We start from the raw sequence: 18,373 nt of genomic DNA on the forward strand, positions 1-18,373 counted from the left end.
ACATCCTTGGTTAGTCGGGGTGGGTAAAACCATAATTGCTTGAGCACCACTCTTCCCAGCTTATAGCTCCTAGCTTCTTATGTGCCATATGTATCCGGCAAGGGTGATACAGTCCCAATATTGCTCCAAATAGCAAAGAACTGACAATATAGGTTATCCATTCTTCAGGGGAATTAGACCATGAGGTAAACCACATTAGTGAGCCCCACGTTAGACTATAAAGGGGCATCTGTTTAAAGAAGGTTTTGATTGGTGACTGGAAAACTAATGGTTTACTTGAATTGGCGAACCATCGAGAAAAAATATCGATATGTGGTTTGGTGAGATCCCGAGGAACACCTTTCTCTATTAAATACAGTTTAATAAATTCTGAAATTTCCATATTTACCTCTTCAAGTAGGTACTTATTTAGGCAGATTGGATGAGCATTGATTAAAAAGAAACGTCCAATCCTTTGGCGCTATTTCGTGTTGTTTGATATTAAGTCTGTGATACCCCGATTCCGTGAGTGAGGTAATCTGGATGTAGGGCTTGCCAAATATAGAGCTTTTGTATTTTAACGTTGCGGGAAGTTGATAAAGATATACTTGTCTATCGGAAACGGATAAATGGCTTTTTCTGAATCTTGCTGAAATGCTATAAACCGCGATCATAATGACTGAGGTGATGACTAATGATTCTATCGACGTGTAAGTATCAAAAATAAAGTTAAGAACAACAGTGAGCGTAATATATCCAGCTAGCATAGTTAATATATCTTTCAAACTCCATACGTCATTGGAAAACGGTATTTCTCGTTTCATTTTGGGTTCCTACTGTTGAGTGAATAGATAAACAACCTGAAATGACAAACAACCATGTTATTTCTATGGACTGACGGTAGGTTCGCTGGATTCAATATGCCGTTCAAGAGACGATTTCGTTTTCAAAAGAAATGTCCGATGCATCTCCCGAATATATGTAGAGTTACTTAGGTTGGTTATTACTAATTGCTGTTGTAAGGGAAACTATCTTGAAAACAAAAAAGCCAGTGAACAATGTCACTGGCAATAGCCTTCGGGGGGCAAAGACTTGGATACTTATAAGAAGCTAAGCTTAGAGCTTAGCTTCGAGTTTTCGCTTAAGAAGCAGTTACCGCAGTTTTGTCAGTAGCGCGAGCCTTAAAGAAAGCGTAGCCAAAGCCAGTTACTGCTGTACCTGCTGCGATAGCGACTAGGTACATAAACACAGGAGTAATAGCACCAGGAATTGCTAGTACGAATAAACCGCCGTGTGGAGCCATCAGTTTTGCACCGAACAGCATTGATAGAGCACCAGTCAACGCACCACCTGCCATACAAGCCGGGATAACACGCATTGGGTCTTTCGCTGCGAATGGAATAGCACCTTCAGAGATGAAACATAGGCCAAGTACGAATGATGCTTTACCTGCTTCACGCTCACTAGGTTCAAATTTGTTCTTAGCAAGGAAAGTCGCTAAGCCCATGCCTAGAGCTGGTACCATACCTGCTGCCATGATAGCTGCCATTGGTGCGTAAGTTTGTGAAGCCAACAGACCAACACCAAATGTGTAAGCCGCTTTGTTGACAGGACCACCAAGGTCGAAACACATCATTGCGCCAAGAATAATACCAAGCAGTACTGCGTTTGCTGAACCCATGTCGTTAAGGAAGGTTGTCATCGCAGTCATGATGCCCGATACAGGTCCACCAACGATGTAGATCATGATCAAACCAGTTACTAAGCTAGCAATAAATGGAATGATAAGAATTGGTTTCAATGCTTCCATTGACTGAGGAAGAGAAACTTTGTCAGCAATGAACTTCGCAGAGTAACCCGCTATGAAACCAGCAGCGATACCACCTAGGAAACCTGCGCCAGTAGAGCTTGCTAACATACCGCCAATCAAGCCCGGTGCAAGTCCAGGACGGTCAGCAATTGAAAACGCGATGAAACCAGCAAGTACAGGGATCATAAGAGCAAATGCTGAACCACCACCGATAGTCATCAATGCCGCAGCCAGAGTGCCTTCTTCTTTAAACGCTTCGATACCGAATACGAAAGAAAGCGCGATGATCAAACCACCTGCAACTACCACTGGTAGCATGTGAGAAACACCTGTCATTAAGTGTTTGTACACACCTTTCTTCTCACCAGTGCTTTCAGCATTTTTTGAAGCTTCAGCTTGGGTATAAACCGTTGCCTTTTCGAATGCGTTGTTGATCTCTTGTTCTGTTTTCTTCAGAGCAAGACCCGTACTGGTTTTGTAAAGTTTTTTGCCGTTGAAGCGGTCAAGCGGAACGTCGATGTCTGCAGCAATGATAACAAGATCAGCTTCAGCAATCTCTTGAGCAGTCAGTTGGTTTTTCGCACCAACAGAACCGCGAGTTTCTACTTTGACTTTGTGGCCAAGACGAGAACCCGTCTCTTCCAACGCTTCAGCAGCCATGAAAGTGTGTGCAACACCAGTAGGGCATGCAGTGATAGCAACAATTTTCTTCGCGCTTGCAGCAGGAGCAGCAGGTGCTTGGTAAGTGGTTGCCGCGCTTGCGCTAAGCTCAGACGCTTGCTCAACCGCTGTTTTTAAGTAAGCCGCTGGGTTACTTGTGCATGCAGAGATATCACTTTGGTAGACTTTTTTACCAACAAAGCGAGTAGTATCAACAGGTGTATTGGCTGCGATAATTACGACTTCAGCGTTGCTGATGTCTGAATCGGTAAGCTTGTAGCCTTCAATCACAGAAGAGTGACATTCCACAACGGAAGTCCAGTTTAGTGATTTTGCGGCTTGTTCAAGCAGTCCTGCAGCAATAATGCTGTTTGCAACGCCGCTAGGGCATGCAGTGATAATAGCAATATTCATAGTACGACCTTCTGTCCTTAATCGTTAGATACTGTAAAAGTATCAACTGGTTGTAATTGGATTTCTTTTTGTAGGGTGATTAGTTGAGTTTCTGAAGTCACACCCACACCTACCTGCGTAACTGCAAGGGCAGATAATGCTGTAGCGAATGTGATTAAAGATTCTTTGTCCATATTTTGCATATGACCCCAGCAAAGACCGGCAACTAGGGTGTCACCAGCACCGACCGTGCTGACAACCTCCATACGCGGTGGTTTTGCATGAAGCCATTGGCCTTGGTTTAGCCACATGGTTCCGTTGGCTCCCATTGAGACAACAATGTTTTCGATACCTTTTTCTGCTAGTTCAGCCGCCGCTGTACGGCACTCTTCAGGCGTCACCAACTCACGACCAACAAATTGAGACAGCTCTTCATCGTTTGGCTTAATCAGCCAAGGGTGAGCGTTCAAGCCTGCTGCCAATGCATCACGACTGCTATCGAACAGAACGCGTTTGCCTAGTGAGTGAAGTTTTTCAATCCAAGAAGCACATAAGCTTGGCGAAACACCAGCAGGCAGACTGCCTGCAAGAACGAAATAATCATGGTCTTGCGCAAGGCGAAGCAGAGTCGCTTCAAAAGCCGCGATATCTTCGTTGGTTACCTTGATGCCTGGGAAGTTGATGTCGCTCACTTCACCGTTCGCTTCAACGAGTTTGACGTTGATGCGAGTTGAGCCCTGAATGCGGATGAATTCGTCATGCGCACCCATCTCTTCAAACAGCTGGCAGAACATCTCTTGATTGTCTCTGCCGAGAAAGCCCGTCACAGTAACATCTGCACCGAGGTCACTCAGTACTTTCGCTACATTCACACCTTTGCCTGCCGCGTGCAGTGAACCTTTGTTTACAAGGCTTACTGTGCCCACGTTGAGCGTGTCCAAGCTACCAGTAAGATCCAGCGCTGGATTTAGGGTGATGGTGACGACTTTCGTTGTTATGGCGTTATTCTGCATAAGTCGCCCCTTAACCTTCACCTAGGCCAGCGTTAATAGCAGCACCGATAGACTCCAGCGCTTTAGCCGCATCTGGACCTTCAGCAGTGAACTGAAGTTGGTGACCGTGTTTAACACCCAGAGCAATCACTTTCATCAAGCTCTTAGCATTAACAACTTTGCCATCGCCGTCTAAGTTAGACACTTTGATTGAAGATTCGAATTTCTTCGCTTCAGCAACCAGCATCGCGCCCGGACGAGCATGAAGACCGTGTGAGTTCTTAATCTTGAATACAGCAACATTGTCGCCAGAAGCTTCTGTTGGTTTGTCTTCTTCCGCTTCGTTGCTGAATATAGCCAGCAGTTGTTCAGTGTTTGCTTTCAGGAATACATCTTGTTCGCCAGCAAAGACTTTTTGCGACAGTGTGTTAAGCATGTTTTCGTGTGCGTTGTTGCATGCAGCGAACGCGACAAGTGCTTTAACTGGTAAAGCGTCACATTCACAATGATTAGCAGTGGAAACGAAAGACATACCTGTGCGTTTTACGGCTTTGTCACTGCTCACAACCCATAGACCTTTACCAAGGTGAGTTGGTTTCTTAGTCACTAAGTCAGCAACGAATTCAGCGTCAGCGCAGCCACTGTTTTTTAACAGACCGCCTGCCACAGCGCTCATTTGCACCATGTCGCTTGCCGGGAAAAGAAGTTGAATCAGTGATGCGTCGAAATCGGCTTCAAACTGAACTTCACCATTAAGCAGAGCAATGATGTCATTTGCAGATTTTGCATTTTTCAGTTTCTCTTCCACGCCGTCAGCTGAAAGCACTTTAGTTAACTGTTTCAAGATACCTAAGTGCTCATCTGACTTCGCAGCGATACCTATAGCAACATAAACCGTATTGTCGTCACCCCAGTTCACACCGTTAGGGAAGTGGTGAACAGCAACACCTGTTTGTTTCACTAAATCACGTGTGTCAGTTGTACCGTGTGGAATAGCAATACCGTTACCTAGGAACGTAGAGTTCTGAGCTTCACGGTTTAACATGCCTTCAACATAGCCACTGTCGACTAAACCTTTTTGAGTGAGGTCGGCAGCGATAGCGCGAATAGCGTCCAACTTGTTCGCGTGAGCTTGAGCAAGTTGAATGTTTTGAGTAGTTAATTGCAGCATTGTTTGCCCCTTCTTCTGTCGTAGTTCGACAGGATGATTTTTTAATTCTTTTTTATTGTAGTAACGTTTACTTAACCTTGGCTGAAACGATTCAGCATTTGGTCCAAAAAAATTCAGCAAAGTTGCCAAATAGCTTTCAAATAGTCACTTGGCACATCTACCGATTATTAAGAATTTACCGTAAACATTGACATTGGTATCAATTCCTAACTTTGCTGAATCCTTTCAGCTTTTATACTGAATCGATTCAGCGTATAATTCAACACCAATGAGGATCGAAAAATTGTTTCTATGATCCGACGCACATAAATAGAGCAGTTGATATGACACTAGATGAAATAGCAAAATTAGCTGGAGTTTCGAAAACGACTGCAAGCTATGTGATCAATGGAAAAGCCCAGAAGTATCGTATTAGTGAAAAGACGCAGCAAAAAGTGATGGCTGTGGTCAATGAATACAACTATCGACCTGACCATGCTGCCTCTGCTTTACGAGCAGGGAACAGCCGTTCATTTGGTTTGATTATTCCGGATCTAGAGAACACCAGTTACGCAAGACTGGCAAAACTGATTGAGCAAAACTCTCGTCAAGCGGGTTACCAAATTCTGATCGCCTGTTCCGATGATGATCCGGAAACCGAAATCAGTGCAGCAGAAGCGTTGGTATCAAGACGAATTGATGCACTTTTTGTCGCAAGTTCAATTCCAAACGCCAGTGACTACTATCTAAAAATGCAAAACATGGGTACGCCAGTTATTGCGATTGACCGTCCGTTGGATGACGAATACTTCGCCTGTGTGATCAGTGAAGATTACGGCGCAGCTTACGACTTAACCTCTTCACTTTTGACGGACAATGTAAAAACGGTCGGCTTAATTGGCGCGTTACCCGAGCTGAATATTTCTCAAGAGCGTCAGCTTGGTTTTGAGTCTGCTGTTAAATCAAACCAGCGCGAATTTATGCTCGGTTATGGAGAGCACTTTAACCGTGAAGAAGGGCGCCGAGTGTTTGAACAGTGGGTGAAAAAGGAACGTCTGCCAGATGCGATTGTGACGACGTCGTATACTCTTCTGGAAGGCATATTAGATGTGCTGATGGAGCATCCAGACCTGTTGAAAAAAATTCGTTTAGCAACGTTTGGTGACAACCGCTTATTGGATTTTCTTCCAGTGAAAATCAATTCGCTGCCGCAACAGTTTGAAGTGATTGCCGACAGTGCGTTGGCGCTTGCGCTCAATGCTTCAGCAAAACGCTATCAATCCGGTGTTGAGTTGGTTCCACGCCGTTTGAAAGTGAGAGCGTAAGTTACGCGCGCAAAGAATTATCGATCCTGATTGCCCTTTGATTTCATTGATGAAATACAAAGGGTAATCATTCCTGCATCATCACTCACTCTTTGCCTTTTCAGCGTCGCATTTGCTCGTAAAACGGGTATCATATTCGGCAACTATTTTAAAAAGTGTTCGTTGCACAGGAAAGGCATGAAGTTTCTTCACACCTCAGATTGGCACTTAGGCCGTCAGTTTCATAACGTGTCGCTACTTGAAGATCAAAGGCACGTATTATCTCAAATCGTTGATTACATTAAACACAACTCGGTTGATGCTTTAGTGCTCGCCGGTGATGTGTATGATCGCTCTGTTCCTCCAACACTTGCCATTGAGTTGTTGGATGACTTTGTCACTAAGATTTGTGGTGAGCTTGGCGTACCTATGCTTGTCATACCGGGCAACCATGACGGAGCAAAGCGATTAGGCTTTGCGGCGAAGCAGATGAAGCAATCCGGTTTGCACATCATTGCAGATTTCGAACATATGCTTGAGCCAGTGGTTCTTAACAGTGAACAAGCCGGTGAAGTTGCTTTTTACGGCATGCCTTATAACGATCCTGAGCTGGTGCGTCACTACTATCAAACTGCGGTTAGCACTCATGATGAAGCGCATCAGCATCTTTGCGGGTTAATTGCCGAGCAGTTTAAGCCTTCTCAGAAGAACGTATTGATCAGCCACTGTTTTGTTGATGGCGCTATTGAGTCTGAATCAGAACGTCCGTTATCCATCGGAGGTTCTGACAGAGTCAGTCACGAACACTTTTTAGCCTTTGATTATGTGGCTCTTGGTCATTTGCATCAGCCGCAAATGAAAGGCAGTGATTATATTCGCTATTCCGGTTCACCTATGAAGTACAGCTTCAGTGAGCAGCACCACAAGAAAGCGATGACTTTGGTTGAGCTTAATAAAGAAGGTTTTGTCTCTGCCAACCAAATTCCACTCAATGCGCCTCATAACATGCGAATTGTTGAAGGTGAGTTAGACCAGATTTTAGAGCAAGGCCGAACGGACCCCAATAGCCATGACTACCTGCTGGTGCGTCTGCAAGACAAACATGCCATTCTCGACCCAATGGAAAAGCTGCGTAAGGTCTACCCAAATGTGTTGCACCTTGAAAAGCCGGGAATGTTAATTGGTGTCGATCAGGAAATGGGCAAAGCTCGTCTTGCTCGCGGAGAAATGGAGATGTTTAAAGACTTCTTCTTAGAAGCCAAGCAGGAAGCATTAACAGAAGCTCAGGAGCAAGCTGTTAGCGCTGTTATCCAGTCATTGAAGCAAGGGGAATAGAATGCGCCCGCTAAGATTATCGATTCAAGCATTTGGTCCTTTTGCTGGCAAAGAGGTGGTGGATTTCACCAGCCTTGGTGCATCTCCGCTGTTTCTGATTAATGGTCCTACGGGAGCTGGAAAAAGCTCAATCTTAGATGCGATCTGTTTTGCGCTTTATGGTGAAACCACTGGCAGCGAACGCACCGGCGATCAGATGCGCTGCGATTATGCAGACACTGAACTTGTAACGGAAATTGAGTTTGAGTTTGAACTTGCAGGCCGAGTGTACCTTGTGACTCGCAGCCCAGATCAGGAAACACCGAAAAAGCGGGGCGAGGGCACAACCAAAAAAGCTCACTCCGCTACCTTGGTGGAAATCGTAGACGGTGAACATAAGCTACTGGCAAACCGTCCCAATCCCGTTGCAAAAGCGATGGTGGATTTAATCGGCCTAGATGTGAAGCAGTTCCGTCAGGTGATGGTGATTCCACAAGGTAAGTTTCGGGAGCTTTTAGTCGCTAACTCAAAAGAACGTGAACAAATCTTTGGTCAGTTATTTCAAACACAAATTTATACTCAGATAGAGCGCGCTCTGTTTGAAAAAGCAGCGGGAATTCGTAAAGAAAAAGATGAGTTCGATAACCAGATCAAAGGTGCGCTGAATGTTGTTTCTGTGGCTTCGGAAGATGAGTTGAAAGAAGAACAGGAAAAACTTCAGCCTGAACTAAAGCAAAGCGAACAGAGCTATCAATCACTACAACAGCAACTGGATGAAGCGAAAAAACAACGCAGCGCAGCTCAGGATCTGAAGCATAAATTTGTACAAAAGGCTGAGATTGAGAAAGCGGTAACCGAGCATCAATCTGAGTTGCCGGATATTGAACAACTGCGCCAGAAAAGAGCCAAAGCAAGGCAAGCGCTGACGCTCGATCTGCCATTTAACCAATGGGTCAGTGCCACGAAGCAATCTGAACAGACAGAAAAAAGCGTTATCGAAAAACAACAGCTGGTAGTGCAAACTAAAGCAAAAGTTGTACAAGCGGAATCCTTGTGGCAGCAAGCGGTTAAGAACGTGCAAGTGGTTCCTGAGTTGTCACAACAGCTTTATCAACTCGAAGAGATAGGTAAAAAATACCGCATACTCGACGACAAACAAAAAGCGCTTGAGACGGCTAAGCAAGCCTTCGCCAAAGCGAAAGTGGAAGAAGAGTCGTTTGAGAAACAGCTAAAAGAGCTGGATACAGAAATTCAAAGCAAACGAGCTGAATACGAACAAACTACTCATGCAGTATCGAGTTTAGATGCTAAACGTTTGTCGCTCGCGAATGTGGTTGAACAGATCAAAGTTCGTCAAAGCAGTGAACAGCTAACCGAACAACAAAGCAAACTTAAGCAAGCCGTGGCTCAGGCGGAAAAAAGATATGCCGACGCACAAGCCGCCACCGCTAATGCTAAGAAAGATGCTGACAGACTGGAAATGATCTGGCACACCAACCAAGCGGCTGAATTGGCGAAGTCGCTGAGCGAGGGTGATGCTTGTCCTGTCTGTGGCAGTTTGGAACATCCTCAGTTAGCAAGTTTTACCGGTGACGTGGTTACGCGTGCGGAAGTGAAAGTTGCCCGAGATGCGCAGCAGTTGTGCGCGTCAAATGAGTTGGAAGCGCTGAAAAATCATCAGTCTGTGGTATCAAATCTAGGTCAAATTGAACGTGAACTGAACCAGTTGTTAGCCAAAATTGCAGAGCAATCGATAGCCGAACTCGCGGTGCTTGGGCAAAGCAAAGAAACGTTAGAGAAAGAGATTCAAACTCTGGCATCAATGCAGCCTCAAGTATTGAAAGCTCAGTTGGAAGCTCTGGAAGGTCGTCATTTACAAACCAAGGCTAATCTTGAAAAGTCTATTGCAGGCACAGCGGACAGCAAACATGCAATGACGGTTTTAGAAACGGAAGTGGCTTCACTATTCGAAGGTGTTTCATCTGGTTTCGATAATGTTGAGCAGGTAAGAGCCCAATATGTTGCGGTTAAAAAGCAGATCGAAGAGCTGCAAAAAACCGAGCAGCAAATGCAGCAACAGTTTGCTGAAACGCAGAAGCAGCTTTCCGCGATAGAATCATCATTAAATGATGCTCTGGTGCTACAAAAGCAGTGGTCTGATGAAAAGCAGAGCACCGAAAAAGCTTGGTTAGAAGCGCTGTCTGAAAGCTCGTTTGAAAACCAAGACGCCTATTTAAGCGCCAAACTGGCAGAAGCGGCGATAGCCGAACTGGAATCGTCAATTCGCCAATACGAAGATAAAGGGGCATCACTGAAAACTCAACTTGAATCAATTAATGGTGAGTTGAAAGACAAACAACAACCCGAGTTAGAGCCTTTAGAACAAGCCTTGACGGCAAAACAGCAACAAGTCGAACAAGCGTTGCAAAGCTATACGCAACTTCGTTCGAGGATGGATAGCCTTAATCAGGTTCAACAGAAACTCAGCGCTCTTTATGCGAAGAATGAAGAGTTGGAAAAAGCCTATCAGGTGTTTGGTACATTAAGTGATATTGCTAACGGAAGAACGGGAGCAAAAGTCAGCTTGCATCGTTTTGTACTTGGCGTGCTACTGGATGATGTTTTGATTCAGGCATCCCAGCGTTTGCAATTGATGAGCAAAGGCCGTTATCTGCTGAAACGTAAAGAAGAGCGTGCAAAGGGTAACAGTGGTTCAGGCTTAGATTTGATGGTTGAAGACGGCTACACAGGAAAATGGCGTGATGTCGCGACCCTTTCCGGTGGTGAATCGTTTATGGCTGCGCTCTCTCTGGCGCTTGGTTTGTCGGATGTCGTTCAGTCATACAGTGGTGGCATCCGTCTCGATACTCTGTTTATTGATGAAGGTTTTGGTAGCTTAGATCCAGAGTCACTCGATTTGGCAATTCAAACCTTAATTGATTTACAGCAGGGGGGCAGAACGATTGGCATTATTTCACACGTCAGTGAGCTCAAAGAACAGATTTCGCTAAGGCTGGATGTTGAAGCTGCGAGAACTGGCAGTTCAATTAAACTGGTTGCTTAACAATCTGAAAATTCGTCTTAAAGAGGGCGGTTTGATAAACGGCTCGCTTTTCTGTTGCGTGTAAAAATCTTCAAAATCATTAAACAGTTCTCTATTTTGCTCGAACTATCAGTTTAGCTCTTTCATTACTTGTAACTAGTTAAAATTGACTATTCTTAATGAGTAACCACATCCTTAAGTAGGCAGCGATGACTCCATTAAATGATAGAAAATTGCTGAATATTATCCGATATGCACCAGCAGTGTTCATCACAATATTTGCTGTCGTGGTTAACGTTATTCTGATTCAAAGCAATCAGGTGGAATCGGAAGAGAAGATAGAATTCATTCGCGAAAACCTTATCGAACAACAAAAGCAGGCAGTTCGAGAACAAATCCAACAAGTCTCCAATCAAATTGAAAAACAAAAGAGCCTCACAGTTAAAACTCTGGAAGATCAGTTGCGAAGCCGTGTGTATGAAGCGTACAACATAGCCACCAATATTTATCAGCAGCACAGAGACAAACCGAAAGAAGATGTTGTTCGTATGATAAGAGAAGCTCTGCGCCCCATTCGTTTCAACTCTGGGCGTGGTTACTTCTTTATATTCGATCGTGAAGGCATGAATGTCCTGCACAGTTATATCCCACAGTTAGAAGGGCAGTCAGTCTGGGAAACCAAAGACGTTAAAGGTTCCTTGATTGTTCAGGAGCACATTGAGAAAGTGAACAACTCTGGTGGTGAAGCTTTTTATCGCTGGTGGTACAGCAAGTCTGATGAAGCTCCTGATAAACATTTCGAAAAAATAGGTTTTGGTAAATATTTTGAGCCATATGGCTGGTATATCGGCACGGGTGAGTACATTGTTGACGTACAAGCTGACATACAAAAACAGGTTATAGATTGGCTGAGTGATTACCGATATGGCAACAACGATTATGTGTTTGTGATTGATAACCAAGGGATAATTATCTCACACCCTGAAGCGTCAATGGTGAATACAGCCGTCTCTGACGAGCTTGGCGTACAGATAGACGAAATTCGAGCAAAAGATAGCGATCGTTCCGGCTTTACTCATTACATGGCCAAGTACATGCCCGGTGCGCTTAACGGTGGAGAAAAAATCAGCTATCTCAAAATGATTGATGGCTGGGATTGGACAATCGGCACCGGCTTTTATGTACAGCGTTTTGAAGCTTATCTGGCCGAAAATATTCGTGCTCTGGAGGCCAGTAACAATGACGAGCTAAAACGCGTCTTGTATGCAAGTTTGATTTCCACGCTCATTATCATTGCGCTTTCACTGAAACTTGGGCGAGTGATTGGTGAGCGATTCAACCGTTTTCAGGAGCGGATAACTAAAGATTTTAATGAACTCAACCAAGTCAAAGACAAGCTTAAATATTTGGCGGAGCATGACTCTTTAACCGACTTACCCAATCGACTTCTTCTCAACGGCATTATCCACACTGGGGTTGATTATGCTCATCACAACCAAAGTTGTGGCGCGGTAATACTGCTGGATGTGGATGATTTTAAGAAGATCAATGATCTTCACGGTCACTCTTCAGGGGATAAACTTCTCAAGACCATCAGCCGAAAATTTGAAAGCATTCTTGGCCCTCACGATACCGTGTCACGTTTTGGCGGCGATGAGTTTATTTTCTGTTTCCCTGCTCTGACGGATGAAGTGGCTGCCCAAGAAAAAGTGATGCTGATACAGCAAGTCTTTGAAGATAAGTTCATCATTGATGGCAAGGTATTGACCACCAATTGCAGTATCGGTGTGGCTATGTTCCCGCGTGATGACACTGAACCAGAAGCCTTGATTCGCAAGGCGGATGTGGTTTTGTATAAATCAAAAGCGCAGCGAAAAGGCAGCGCCATGTTTTATAACTCTGACGTCAATGAAGAAATACAGCTTGATTACATGATAGAGGAAGAGCTGCGAAAAGCCCTCAAAGGTGATGAGTTCAAAGTGCTTTACCAACCACAAGTTAACGTAGAGAGTGGCAAAATCATGGGTGTTGAAGCTTTGGCTCGATGGAACAGTCCACGATTAGGTCCAATATCGCCTGTGAAATTTATCGCTTTGGCAGAAGACATAGGGGTGATACATGAGCTGGGTAGCTTTGTCTTTCGTAAAGCTTGTGAAGACATTCTTTCGATCAGCCCTAATGGCCCTGAGGCTTTGGGTGTTTCAATCAATATATCGCCTAAACAACTCATGGAACCAAGCTTTCCTGAAACCTTAGTTGCAATTACCCAAGAAGTGGAGATTGATATTTCTCGCGTAATACTAGAGATCACCGAGAACGTTTTATTGGAAGATTTAGATACCGTTGCCGAACGTCTCAATAGCATGAAAAGTTTTGGCTTTGGACTCTCGTTAGACGACTTCGGTACGGGATATTCTTCACTGAGCTACCTCAATACCCTTCCAATTACTGAGATTAAAATCGATCGCTCTTTTATTGAGAAGCTGTTAATCAGTGAGCAGACCAAGACTTTGGTAAAAGCGATCATTGCCATCGGTGAATCGTGTCAAATGACCGTGGTTGCTGAAGGGGTGGAGACGATGGAACAGTATAATGAATTGGCTGAATATGGTTGTAATGCCGTTCAGGGCTACTATTTTGCGCCGCCTTTGACCATCAATTCTATCGGTGAGCTTTTGTGTTCTAAGCTTCAGTCGGGTTCAGAGTCGAGCTAGTCTTAAACATAGAATTCATAGCGGAACTTCTCTAAAATGGTGGCTCATTCTTTACCTTTGAACATAATGTCATGCTTAAAATATCAAACACTGTAGAACTGGCGGACTGGGAAATCGAGTTGTCAGCCATTCGCGCGATGGGCAGTGGCGGGCAGAATGTGAACAAAGTATCGAGTGCGATTCATTTGCGATTTGATGTCCAACGCTCCACCTTACCTCCCGTCTATAAAGAAAAACTGCTTGCGCTTTCAGACAGCAGAATCACCAAAGAAGGGGTGATTATCATTAAAGCGCAAACATATCGAACCCAAGAGCAAAACCGAGAAGATGCGTTGAATCGTCTGCGCGAGATGATTGTTGCAGCTATGGTGGTGGTGAAAAAACGCCGACCAACCAAGCCCACCAAAGCATCGCAACATCGCCGAGTCGAGGCAAAGAAACGCAATGGAGCGAACAAGTCTTTACGAGGGAAAGTTACCTATTAAGCTTTTGAAGTTTCAGGGGTAACTGTTCTTTTCATCATGTGATCTCAGTGACACCTTTTTTCTGCATAAAGACTATGCTCTCAACAGTCATATTGGCATGAGGGCAGAGTGATGAAATACCAACATATTTTGGTCGCGTTAGAGCTGACCGAAGAAAACAAAGTTTTGATCAATAAAGCGATCGCAATGGCGGAGACGTTTAACGCTGATGTCTCATTGATCCATGTTGATGGTGCGGTTGGTGAGGTTTATACCCAGTTAATTGATATTCAACAGGACCCAACGCAAAAGCCGCTCAACCAGCATGCCAACGAGCTTCTTCTTAAGTTCCAGAACTATACCAAAGAACAGTTTCCTGATTTTCCAATCAAGCATTTCTGGGTTGGGACGGGCAGTTTGGGTAGCAAACTTAAAAAAGTTATCGAGCAACATGAGTACGACCTGCTGATCTGTGGTCATCATCATGACTTCTGGAGCAATATGGTTTCCTACTCAAGAGATCTGATTAACAAGTCACCGATTGATATTTTGGTTGTGCCTATCGAATCGTAACGGTTCAAGTTAGTGTCAACTCAAGTGGTATGGTGAGGACGAGAAGACAGGATTGAAGAGTAAGGATGCGGAATGAAGCGGAATGAAAAAGAGTGTGGCTTTGGGACCACACTCTTTTTTAGGAATCGATATTATGCCGATGGCTTAGTATTGTTTTGATTGCGGTTTTGGTTTGAACCGCGATTCGGCTTTCTGTTTCCGCTTGGTTTGCCGTTTGCACTTGGCTTACCGTTTGTCGCTGGTTTGCCATTTGAGCCAGGTTTACCATTTCTGTTTGGTTTACCGTTGCCACTCGGTTTGTTGGCATTTGGCTTGTTATCCGAACTTGGTTTGTCACCAAATCCCTTGCTGCGATGTTTATTCTCGCCATTTGCTTTCGGCTTACCATGTTGATTGCCATCACGACGTCCTTCACCACTTGGTTTAGCACGCTTAGGTTTTGAGGTGTTTTTAGCCGCAGGTTTGCCATCTTTTGAAGCCCCTTGAGCCGATGGATTACCCTCTGCGTTAGGCGCTTTTGGCTTTTTCGGTTTTTTAGGCTTCTTCGCTTTAATAGGGCGAGTATCTAAAACAGATTCAGGAACTTTGTTGCTTGGTGCAAATCCTTGCAGTTCCATGCGTGGAAGCACTTGCTGAATAAGACGCTCAATAGCAAAAAGTTCAGGTGCTTCAATCGCTGACACCAAAGTAATCGCTTTACCCACTTCGCCAGCACGACCTGTGCGACCAATACGGTGCACATAATCTTCAGCAACTTTAGGCAGTTCAAAGTTCACCACTTGTGGTAGCTGAGGGATATCAATACCACGAGCAGCAATATCTGTTGCAACTAGAACGCGAACTTCACCAGATTTAAAATCGGCCAACGCTTTGGTACGTGCGCCTTGGCTCTTGTTGCCATGAATCGGTGCTGAGCTGATCCCTTCCTCATTCAGAAACGCTGAAAGCTTGTTTGCACCGTGTTTAGTTTTGGTGAAAACCAATACTTGTTGCCAGTTACCATCTTTGATCAGCTTCACCAGCATCGGTGCTTTCTTTTTCACATCCGCTGGGTAAATGCATTGCTCTACGGTTCTTGCTGTTGAGTTAGCAGGACTTACTGATATCTCAACTGGGTTGTTGACCATCGTTTTGGCTAAGGCTCGAATTTCGTCAGAAAACGTTGCTGAGAACAGCAAGTTCTGGCGTTTCTTCGGTAACAAATCAAGGATCTTACGGATGTCTCGAATGAAGCCCATATCAAGCATGCGGTCTGCTTCATCAAGAACCAGAACTTCCAGTTGGTTAAACTTAACGGCATTTTGGTTGTACAGATCCAACAGACGGCCCGGTGTTGCTACCAGCACGTCTGCGCCTTTACGTAAACGCAGCATTTGTGGGTTTATCTTCACACCACCAAAAACCACAGCACTTGTCAGAGGTAAGTGACTGCCATAAGTGTTGACATTGTCTTCAACCTGAGCGGCAAGCTCACGGGTTGGAGTGAGGACCAGAGCACGAACCTGATTGCCACGAACTTTTGGACCGCGTGACAGAAGCTCCAAAATAGGCAGAGTAAAGCCAGCAGTTTTACCTGTACCAGTCTGTGCCGCTGCCATTACATCTTTGCCTTCTAATACAGCCGGAATCGCCTGCATCTGAATAGGTGAAGGAGTGGTATATCCTTTTTCTTCGATGGCTTTAAGGATTGGAGCAGATAGACCTAACGAGGTAAAACCCATATTTAATTCTCAATTTTGTACTTAATTAATACTCGCCAAAGAGAAAAGATTCTTGATGGCGAAAAGTGCGACATTCTGAGGCTTTAGCCCCACAGTAGCAACAGATAATTTCTTTTCGGCGCTTTTGATTGATGGACTGAAGTTGCGTTTTGCAAGCAAATCATAATTTAAGTCTATTGATATGGTGCTAAACTATATGCTTTCAAATGTTAGACGCACTACAAGTACTGGAACTCATGGACGATTATTTAAAACGAATTAATCAGCTAGAGCAGCAGGTAGAAAAACTGACTCGTGAAAACCAACGTTTGGAAGAAAAGCTTAATGTCGCGCTCGATGGCAACGGTTTGTGTTTGTGGGAGAATCATTTACCCACTGGCAAACTCACCATATTTAATATGGAGTGGGGCAAGATGCTGGGCTTTCAGCCTCAGGAGCTGGAAGCAAATGTCGAGATTTGGAAAAGCCGACTTCATCCGGATGATTATGATTTGGCCGTCGGTGCGTTCGAAGACCACATCAATGGCAAAGTCGATACTTATCAGGTGATTCATCGCATGATTCACAATGACGGCAGCTCGAGTTGGGTATCTGATCGGGGCCGGATTGTCGAATATGACCAAGATGGTAAACCGCTGCGAATGATGGGTACTCACATCGATATCACTAAAGAGAAGCGATATGAACTCGAACTTGCAAGGCTGGCAACGTTAGATCCTTTAACCAATCTACTTAACCGTAAAGTGCTGGTCGAAAAGTGCAATGAAATTTGTCGCGGTTTATTGAACCAACCTGCCTCTCTAATATTTATCGACCTTGATAACTTCAAAACAGTGAATGATCACTCGGGTCATAAAGCGGGTGACTCAGTATTGATAAAGGTTGCAGAATGGCTCAACCAGTACGCTCCGAGCGAGTCGATTATTGCGCGCTTAGGTGGTGACGAATTTGTTGTGCTGTGTGTTGATCACCCGAGAGAAGTCATCAGCCGTTATATCGATCAGTTGCTGACGAATGTCAGTGAACCGATGAAAGTGGATAACGGTTCGGCTCAAATCGGTTTTAGTATTGGCGTGTGTGAGTTCACCACTTCCAATTACACGTTCGAAGAGCTGTATGAACTGGCGGATAAGGCAATGTACCAAGTAAAACACAGCGGCAAAAACGGTGTGGCCTACATCAATGCCGACGAAAATTAATGGTTACCACTCTTTTTAGGGAAAAATTCTGGCCAGTACATTTTGATATAACCGGCTGAAACCCATATCACCAATACGGTTGCAATGGTGAGTTCAAGAAATCCGAAATTGTGTAACCAGTGCCAGTGCGGAAAATCTGACTCAAAAAAGGTGGTCAGTCTGTGCATTGCGATAGCGCTGATCACGGATGGGAAAGTGACAGCCGCGATCGAAGGCTGAAATTTCAACTGCAATAAGCGTAAATAGCAAAGGTAGATCAGCAATGTCATGGTGATAGCAATACCCGCCAGTGCTCCGGTTAGTATTGGGTCTGGGTCAGGAAAATTGACCAGATAGGTGGCGAGAGTTAAGTTAATCGGTGCCGCCATAATAGCCAGAGTTGGTCTTGCTCTGCGTGGCAACGAGCCAAAGAATACCAAGCGATAAAGCACCACTGGCAACATAATAAAGTAGATAGCGACACAAACTTGTACGAGTGTTTCTGAAAACAAGTTGTGCCCAAACTGCGTTCCCGCCAACGAGCTACTGATCATTCCCACCGGATATAAAAACCAGCTAGGTACGATGTTCGACATCTTGAAATTCATGAGTTGAAAGCCAAAGAACAATATCATCATCGTAAAATGCAGCATGAGCGCTAATGCCCACAGCGGGTAGGCAATCAGTGGCGAGATCACCACTAGATAATCACAAAGAATCAACAATGCCATGCTCATAGGAGCCATAAGGCTGCCAGAAAGCGGGTGTTTAATATCAGCAATAAAGGTTTTGTAACTGGTGAGGTACTTTGCCAGAACTGGCAACAACAATATCGCGCCCATCGCAACCAGATAAGGACGTACAGCGAGGCCAAACGTTGGCAGATACAGCGCCCACGCTTGACCTAAGCCAATCATGCCTAATGCAAGGGCTGCCTGAGAAGGTGGCACAGCTTGTACTTGAAGAAACCTTTTCCAGTTCAACGAAAACTCCGCATTCCATCGCCATACAGTGGTGTTATGCAGTTTTGGTGTCCGAGATAAGGCACATCGCTACCACTGTCTTTTGGGTGGCGATA

The 18,373-nt window shown here is 44.7% G+C and carries 13 protein-coding genes; 7 read left to right on the forward strand and 6 right to left on the reverse strand.

Annotation, left to right across the window (positions count from 1 at the left end; translation table 11 throughout):
- Nucleotides 1-10: 10 nt before the first annotated feature.
- From HKI82_RS20545 to fruB, 4 genes are all read right to left on the reverse strand, one after another.
- Nucleotides 11-382, reverse strand: a complete 372-nt coding sequence (locus HKI82_RS20545) for a DUF6404 family protein (RefSeq protein ID WP_240956740.1) — start codon at nucleotides 380-382, stop codon at nucleotides 11-13.
- A 738-nt stretch (nucleotides 383-1,120) separates the two neighbouring features.
- Nucleotides 1,121-2,863 (reverse strand): PTS fructose transporter subunit IIBC, encoded by a 1,743-nt coding sequence (fruA, locus tag HKI82_RS16125; RefSeq protein WP_102942190.1) that lies wholly within the window; start codon nucleotides 2,861-2,863, stop codon nucleotides 1,121-1,123.
- 17 nt (nucleotides 2,864-2,880) lie between these two features.
- Entirely contained in the window at nucleotides 2,881-3,840 is a 960-nt protein-coding gene (gene pfkB / locus HKI82_RS16130) for a 1-phosphofructokinase (RefSeq protein ID WP_171138616.1), read from the reverse strand.
- Between the two features lie 25 nt (nucleotides 3,841-3,865).
- A complete protein-coding gene (gene fruB / locus HKI82_RS16135; protein WP_171138547.1) occupies nucleotides 3,866-5,005 on the reverse strand; it encodes a fused PTS fructose transporter subunit IIA/HPr protein in 1,140 nt (379 codons plus the stop codon).
- A gap of 323 nt (nucleotides 5,006-5,328) precedes the next feature.
- Here fruB and cra point away from each other — a divergent pair, with 323 nt between their 5' ends.
- The 6 genes from cra (at nucleotide 5,329) to HKI82_RS16165 (ending at nucleotide 14,396) form a co-directional block, all read left to right on the forward strand.
- The gene (gene cra / locus HKI82_RS16140) at nucleotides 5,329-6,309 is read left to right on the forward strand and encodes a catabolite repressor/activator (RefSeq protein WP_171138548.1); all 981 of its coding nucleotides are present in this window, start codon (nucleotides 5,329-5,331) and stop codon (nucleotides 6,307-6,309) included.
- Nucleotides 6,310-6,486: 177 nt separating this feature from the next.
- Complete coding sequence (locus tag HKI82_RS16145; RefSeq protein ID WP_171138549.1) at nucleotides 6,487-7,623, forward strand: exonuclease SbcCD subunit D; 1,137 nt, start codon at nucleotides 6,487-6,489, stop codon at nucleotides 7,621-7,623.
- A 1-nt stretch (nucleotide 7,624) separates the two neighbouring features.
- Nucleotides 7,625-10,666 (forward strand): AAA family ATPase, encoded by a 3,042-nt coding sequence (locus tag HKI82_RS16150; protein WP_171138550.1) that lies wholly within the window; start codon nucleotides 7,625-7,627, stop codon nucleotides 10,664-10,666.
- A gap of 188 nt (nucleotides 10,667-10,854) precedes the next feature.
- Nucleotides 10,855-13,359 (forward strand): bifunctional diguanylate cyclase/phosphodiesterase, encoded by a 2,505-nt coding sequence (locus HKI82_RS16155; protein WP_171138551.1) that lies wholly within the window; start codon nucleotides 10,855-10,857, stop codon nucleotides 13,357-13,359.
- A gap of 71 nt (nucleotides 13,360-13,430) precedes the next feature.
- On the forward strand, nucleotides 13,431-13,844 hold the full coding sequence (gene arfB / locus HKI82_RS16160; protein ID WP_102942196.1) for an alternative ribosome rescue aminoacyl-tRNA hydrolase ArfB: 414 nt from the start codon (nucleotides 13,431-13,433) through the stop codon (nucleotides 13,842-13,844).
- Between the two features lie 111 nt (nucleotides 13,845-13,955).
- Nucleotides 13,956-14,396 carry a universal stress protein gene (locus tag HKI82_RS16165; RefSeq protein ID WP_171138552.1) on the forward strand — a complete coding sequence of 147 codons (441 nt, stop codon included), beginning with the start codon at nucleotides 13,956-13,958 and terminating at the stop codon, nucleotides 14,394-14,396.
- Nucleotides 14,397-14,527: 131 nt separating this feature from the next.
- On the opposite strand, the gene HKI82_RS16170 is transcribed toward HKI82_RS16165, so the two are convergent.
- Nucleotides 14,528-16,117, reverse strand: a complete 1,590-nt coding sequence (locus HKI82_RS16170; RefSeq protein ID WP_171138553.1) for a DEAD/DEAH box helicase — start codon at nucleotides 16,115-16,117, stop codon at nucleotides 14,528-14,530.
- Nucleotides 16,118-16,353: 236 nt separating this feature from the next.
- Here HKI82_RS16170 and HKI82_RS16175 point away from each other — a divergent pair, with 236 nt between their 5' ends.
- Nucleotides 16,354-17,316, forward strand: coding sequence for a sensor domain-containing diguanylate cyclase (locus tag HKI82_RS16175; RefSeq protein WP_102942269.1), 963 nt, complete (start codon nucleotides 16,354-16,356; stop codon nucleotides 17,314-17,316).
- On the opposite strand, the gene HKI82_RS16180 is transcribed toward HKI82_RS16175, so the two are convergent.
- A complete protein-coding gene (locus tag HKI82_RS16180; RefSeq protein ID WP_102942199.1) occupies nucleotides 17,313-18,278 on the reverse strand; it encodes a TDT family transporter in 966 nt (321 codons plus the stop codon). The genes HKI82_RS16175 and HKI82_RS16180 overlap by 4 nt on opposite strands.
- Between the last annotated feature and the right edge of the window lie 95 nt (nucleotides 18,279-18,373).

The sequence above is a fragment of the Vibrio plantisponsor genome (assembly GCF_013041605.1).
Classification (GTDB): domain Bacteria; phylum Pseudomonadota; class Gammaproteobacteria; order Enterobacterales; family Vibrionaceae; genus Vibrio; species Vibrio plantisponsor.

Bases quoted from the DNA above. Each gene is read 5' to 3' on its own strand.
- fruA (WP_102942190.1), bottom strand. From the start codon at position 2,863: ATGAATATTGCTATTATCACTGCATGCCCTAGCGGCGTTGCAAACAGC.
- HKI82_RS20545 (WP_240956740.1), bottom strand. From the start codon at position 382: ATGGAAATTTCAGAATTTATTAAACTGTATTTAATAGAGAAAGGTGTT.
- HKI82_RS16150 (WP_171138550.1), top strand. From the start codon at position 7,625: ATGCGCCCGCTAAGATTATCGATTCAAGCATTTGGTCCTTTTGCTGGC.
- HKI82_RS16165 (WP_171138552.1), top strand. From the start codon at position 13,956: ATGAAATACCAACATATTTTGGTCGCGTTAGAGCTGACCGAAGAAAAC.
- fruB (WP_171138547.1), bottom strand. From the start codon at position 5,005: ATGCTGCAATTAACTACTCAAAACATTCAACTTGCTCAAGCTCACGCG.
- HKI82_RS16175 (WP_102942269.1), top strand. From the start codon at position 16,354: ATGGACGATTATTTAAAACGAATTAATCAGCTAGAGCAGCAGGTAGAA.
- cra (WP_171138548.1), top strand. From the start codon at position 5,329: ATGACACTAGATGAAATAGCAAAATTAGCTGGAGTTTCGAAAACGACT.
- HKI82_RS16155 (WP_171138551.1), top strand. From the start codon at position 10,855: ATGACTCCATTAAATGATAGAAAATTGCTGAATATTATCCGATATGCA.
- HKI82_RS16170 (WP_171138553.1), bottom strand. From the start codon at position 16,117: ATGGGTTTTACCTCGTTAGGTCTATCTGCTCCAATCCTTAAAGCCATC.
- arfB (WP_102942196.1), top strand. From the start codon at position 13,431: ATGCTTAAAATATCAAACACTGTAGAACTGGCGGACTGGGAAATCGAG.
- HKI82_RS16145 (WP_171138549.1), top strand. From the start codon at position 6,487: ATGAAGTTTCTTCACACCTCAGATTGGCACTTAGGCCGTCAGTTTCAT.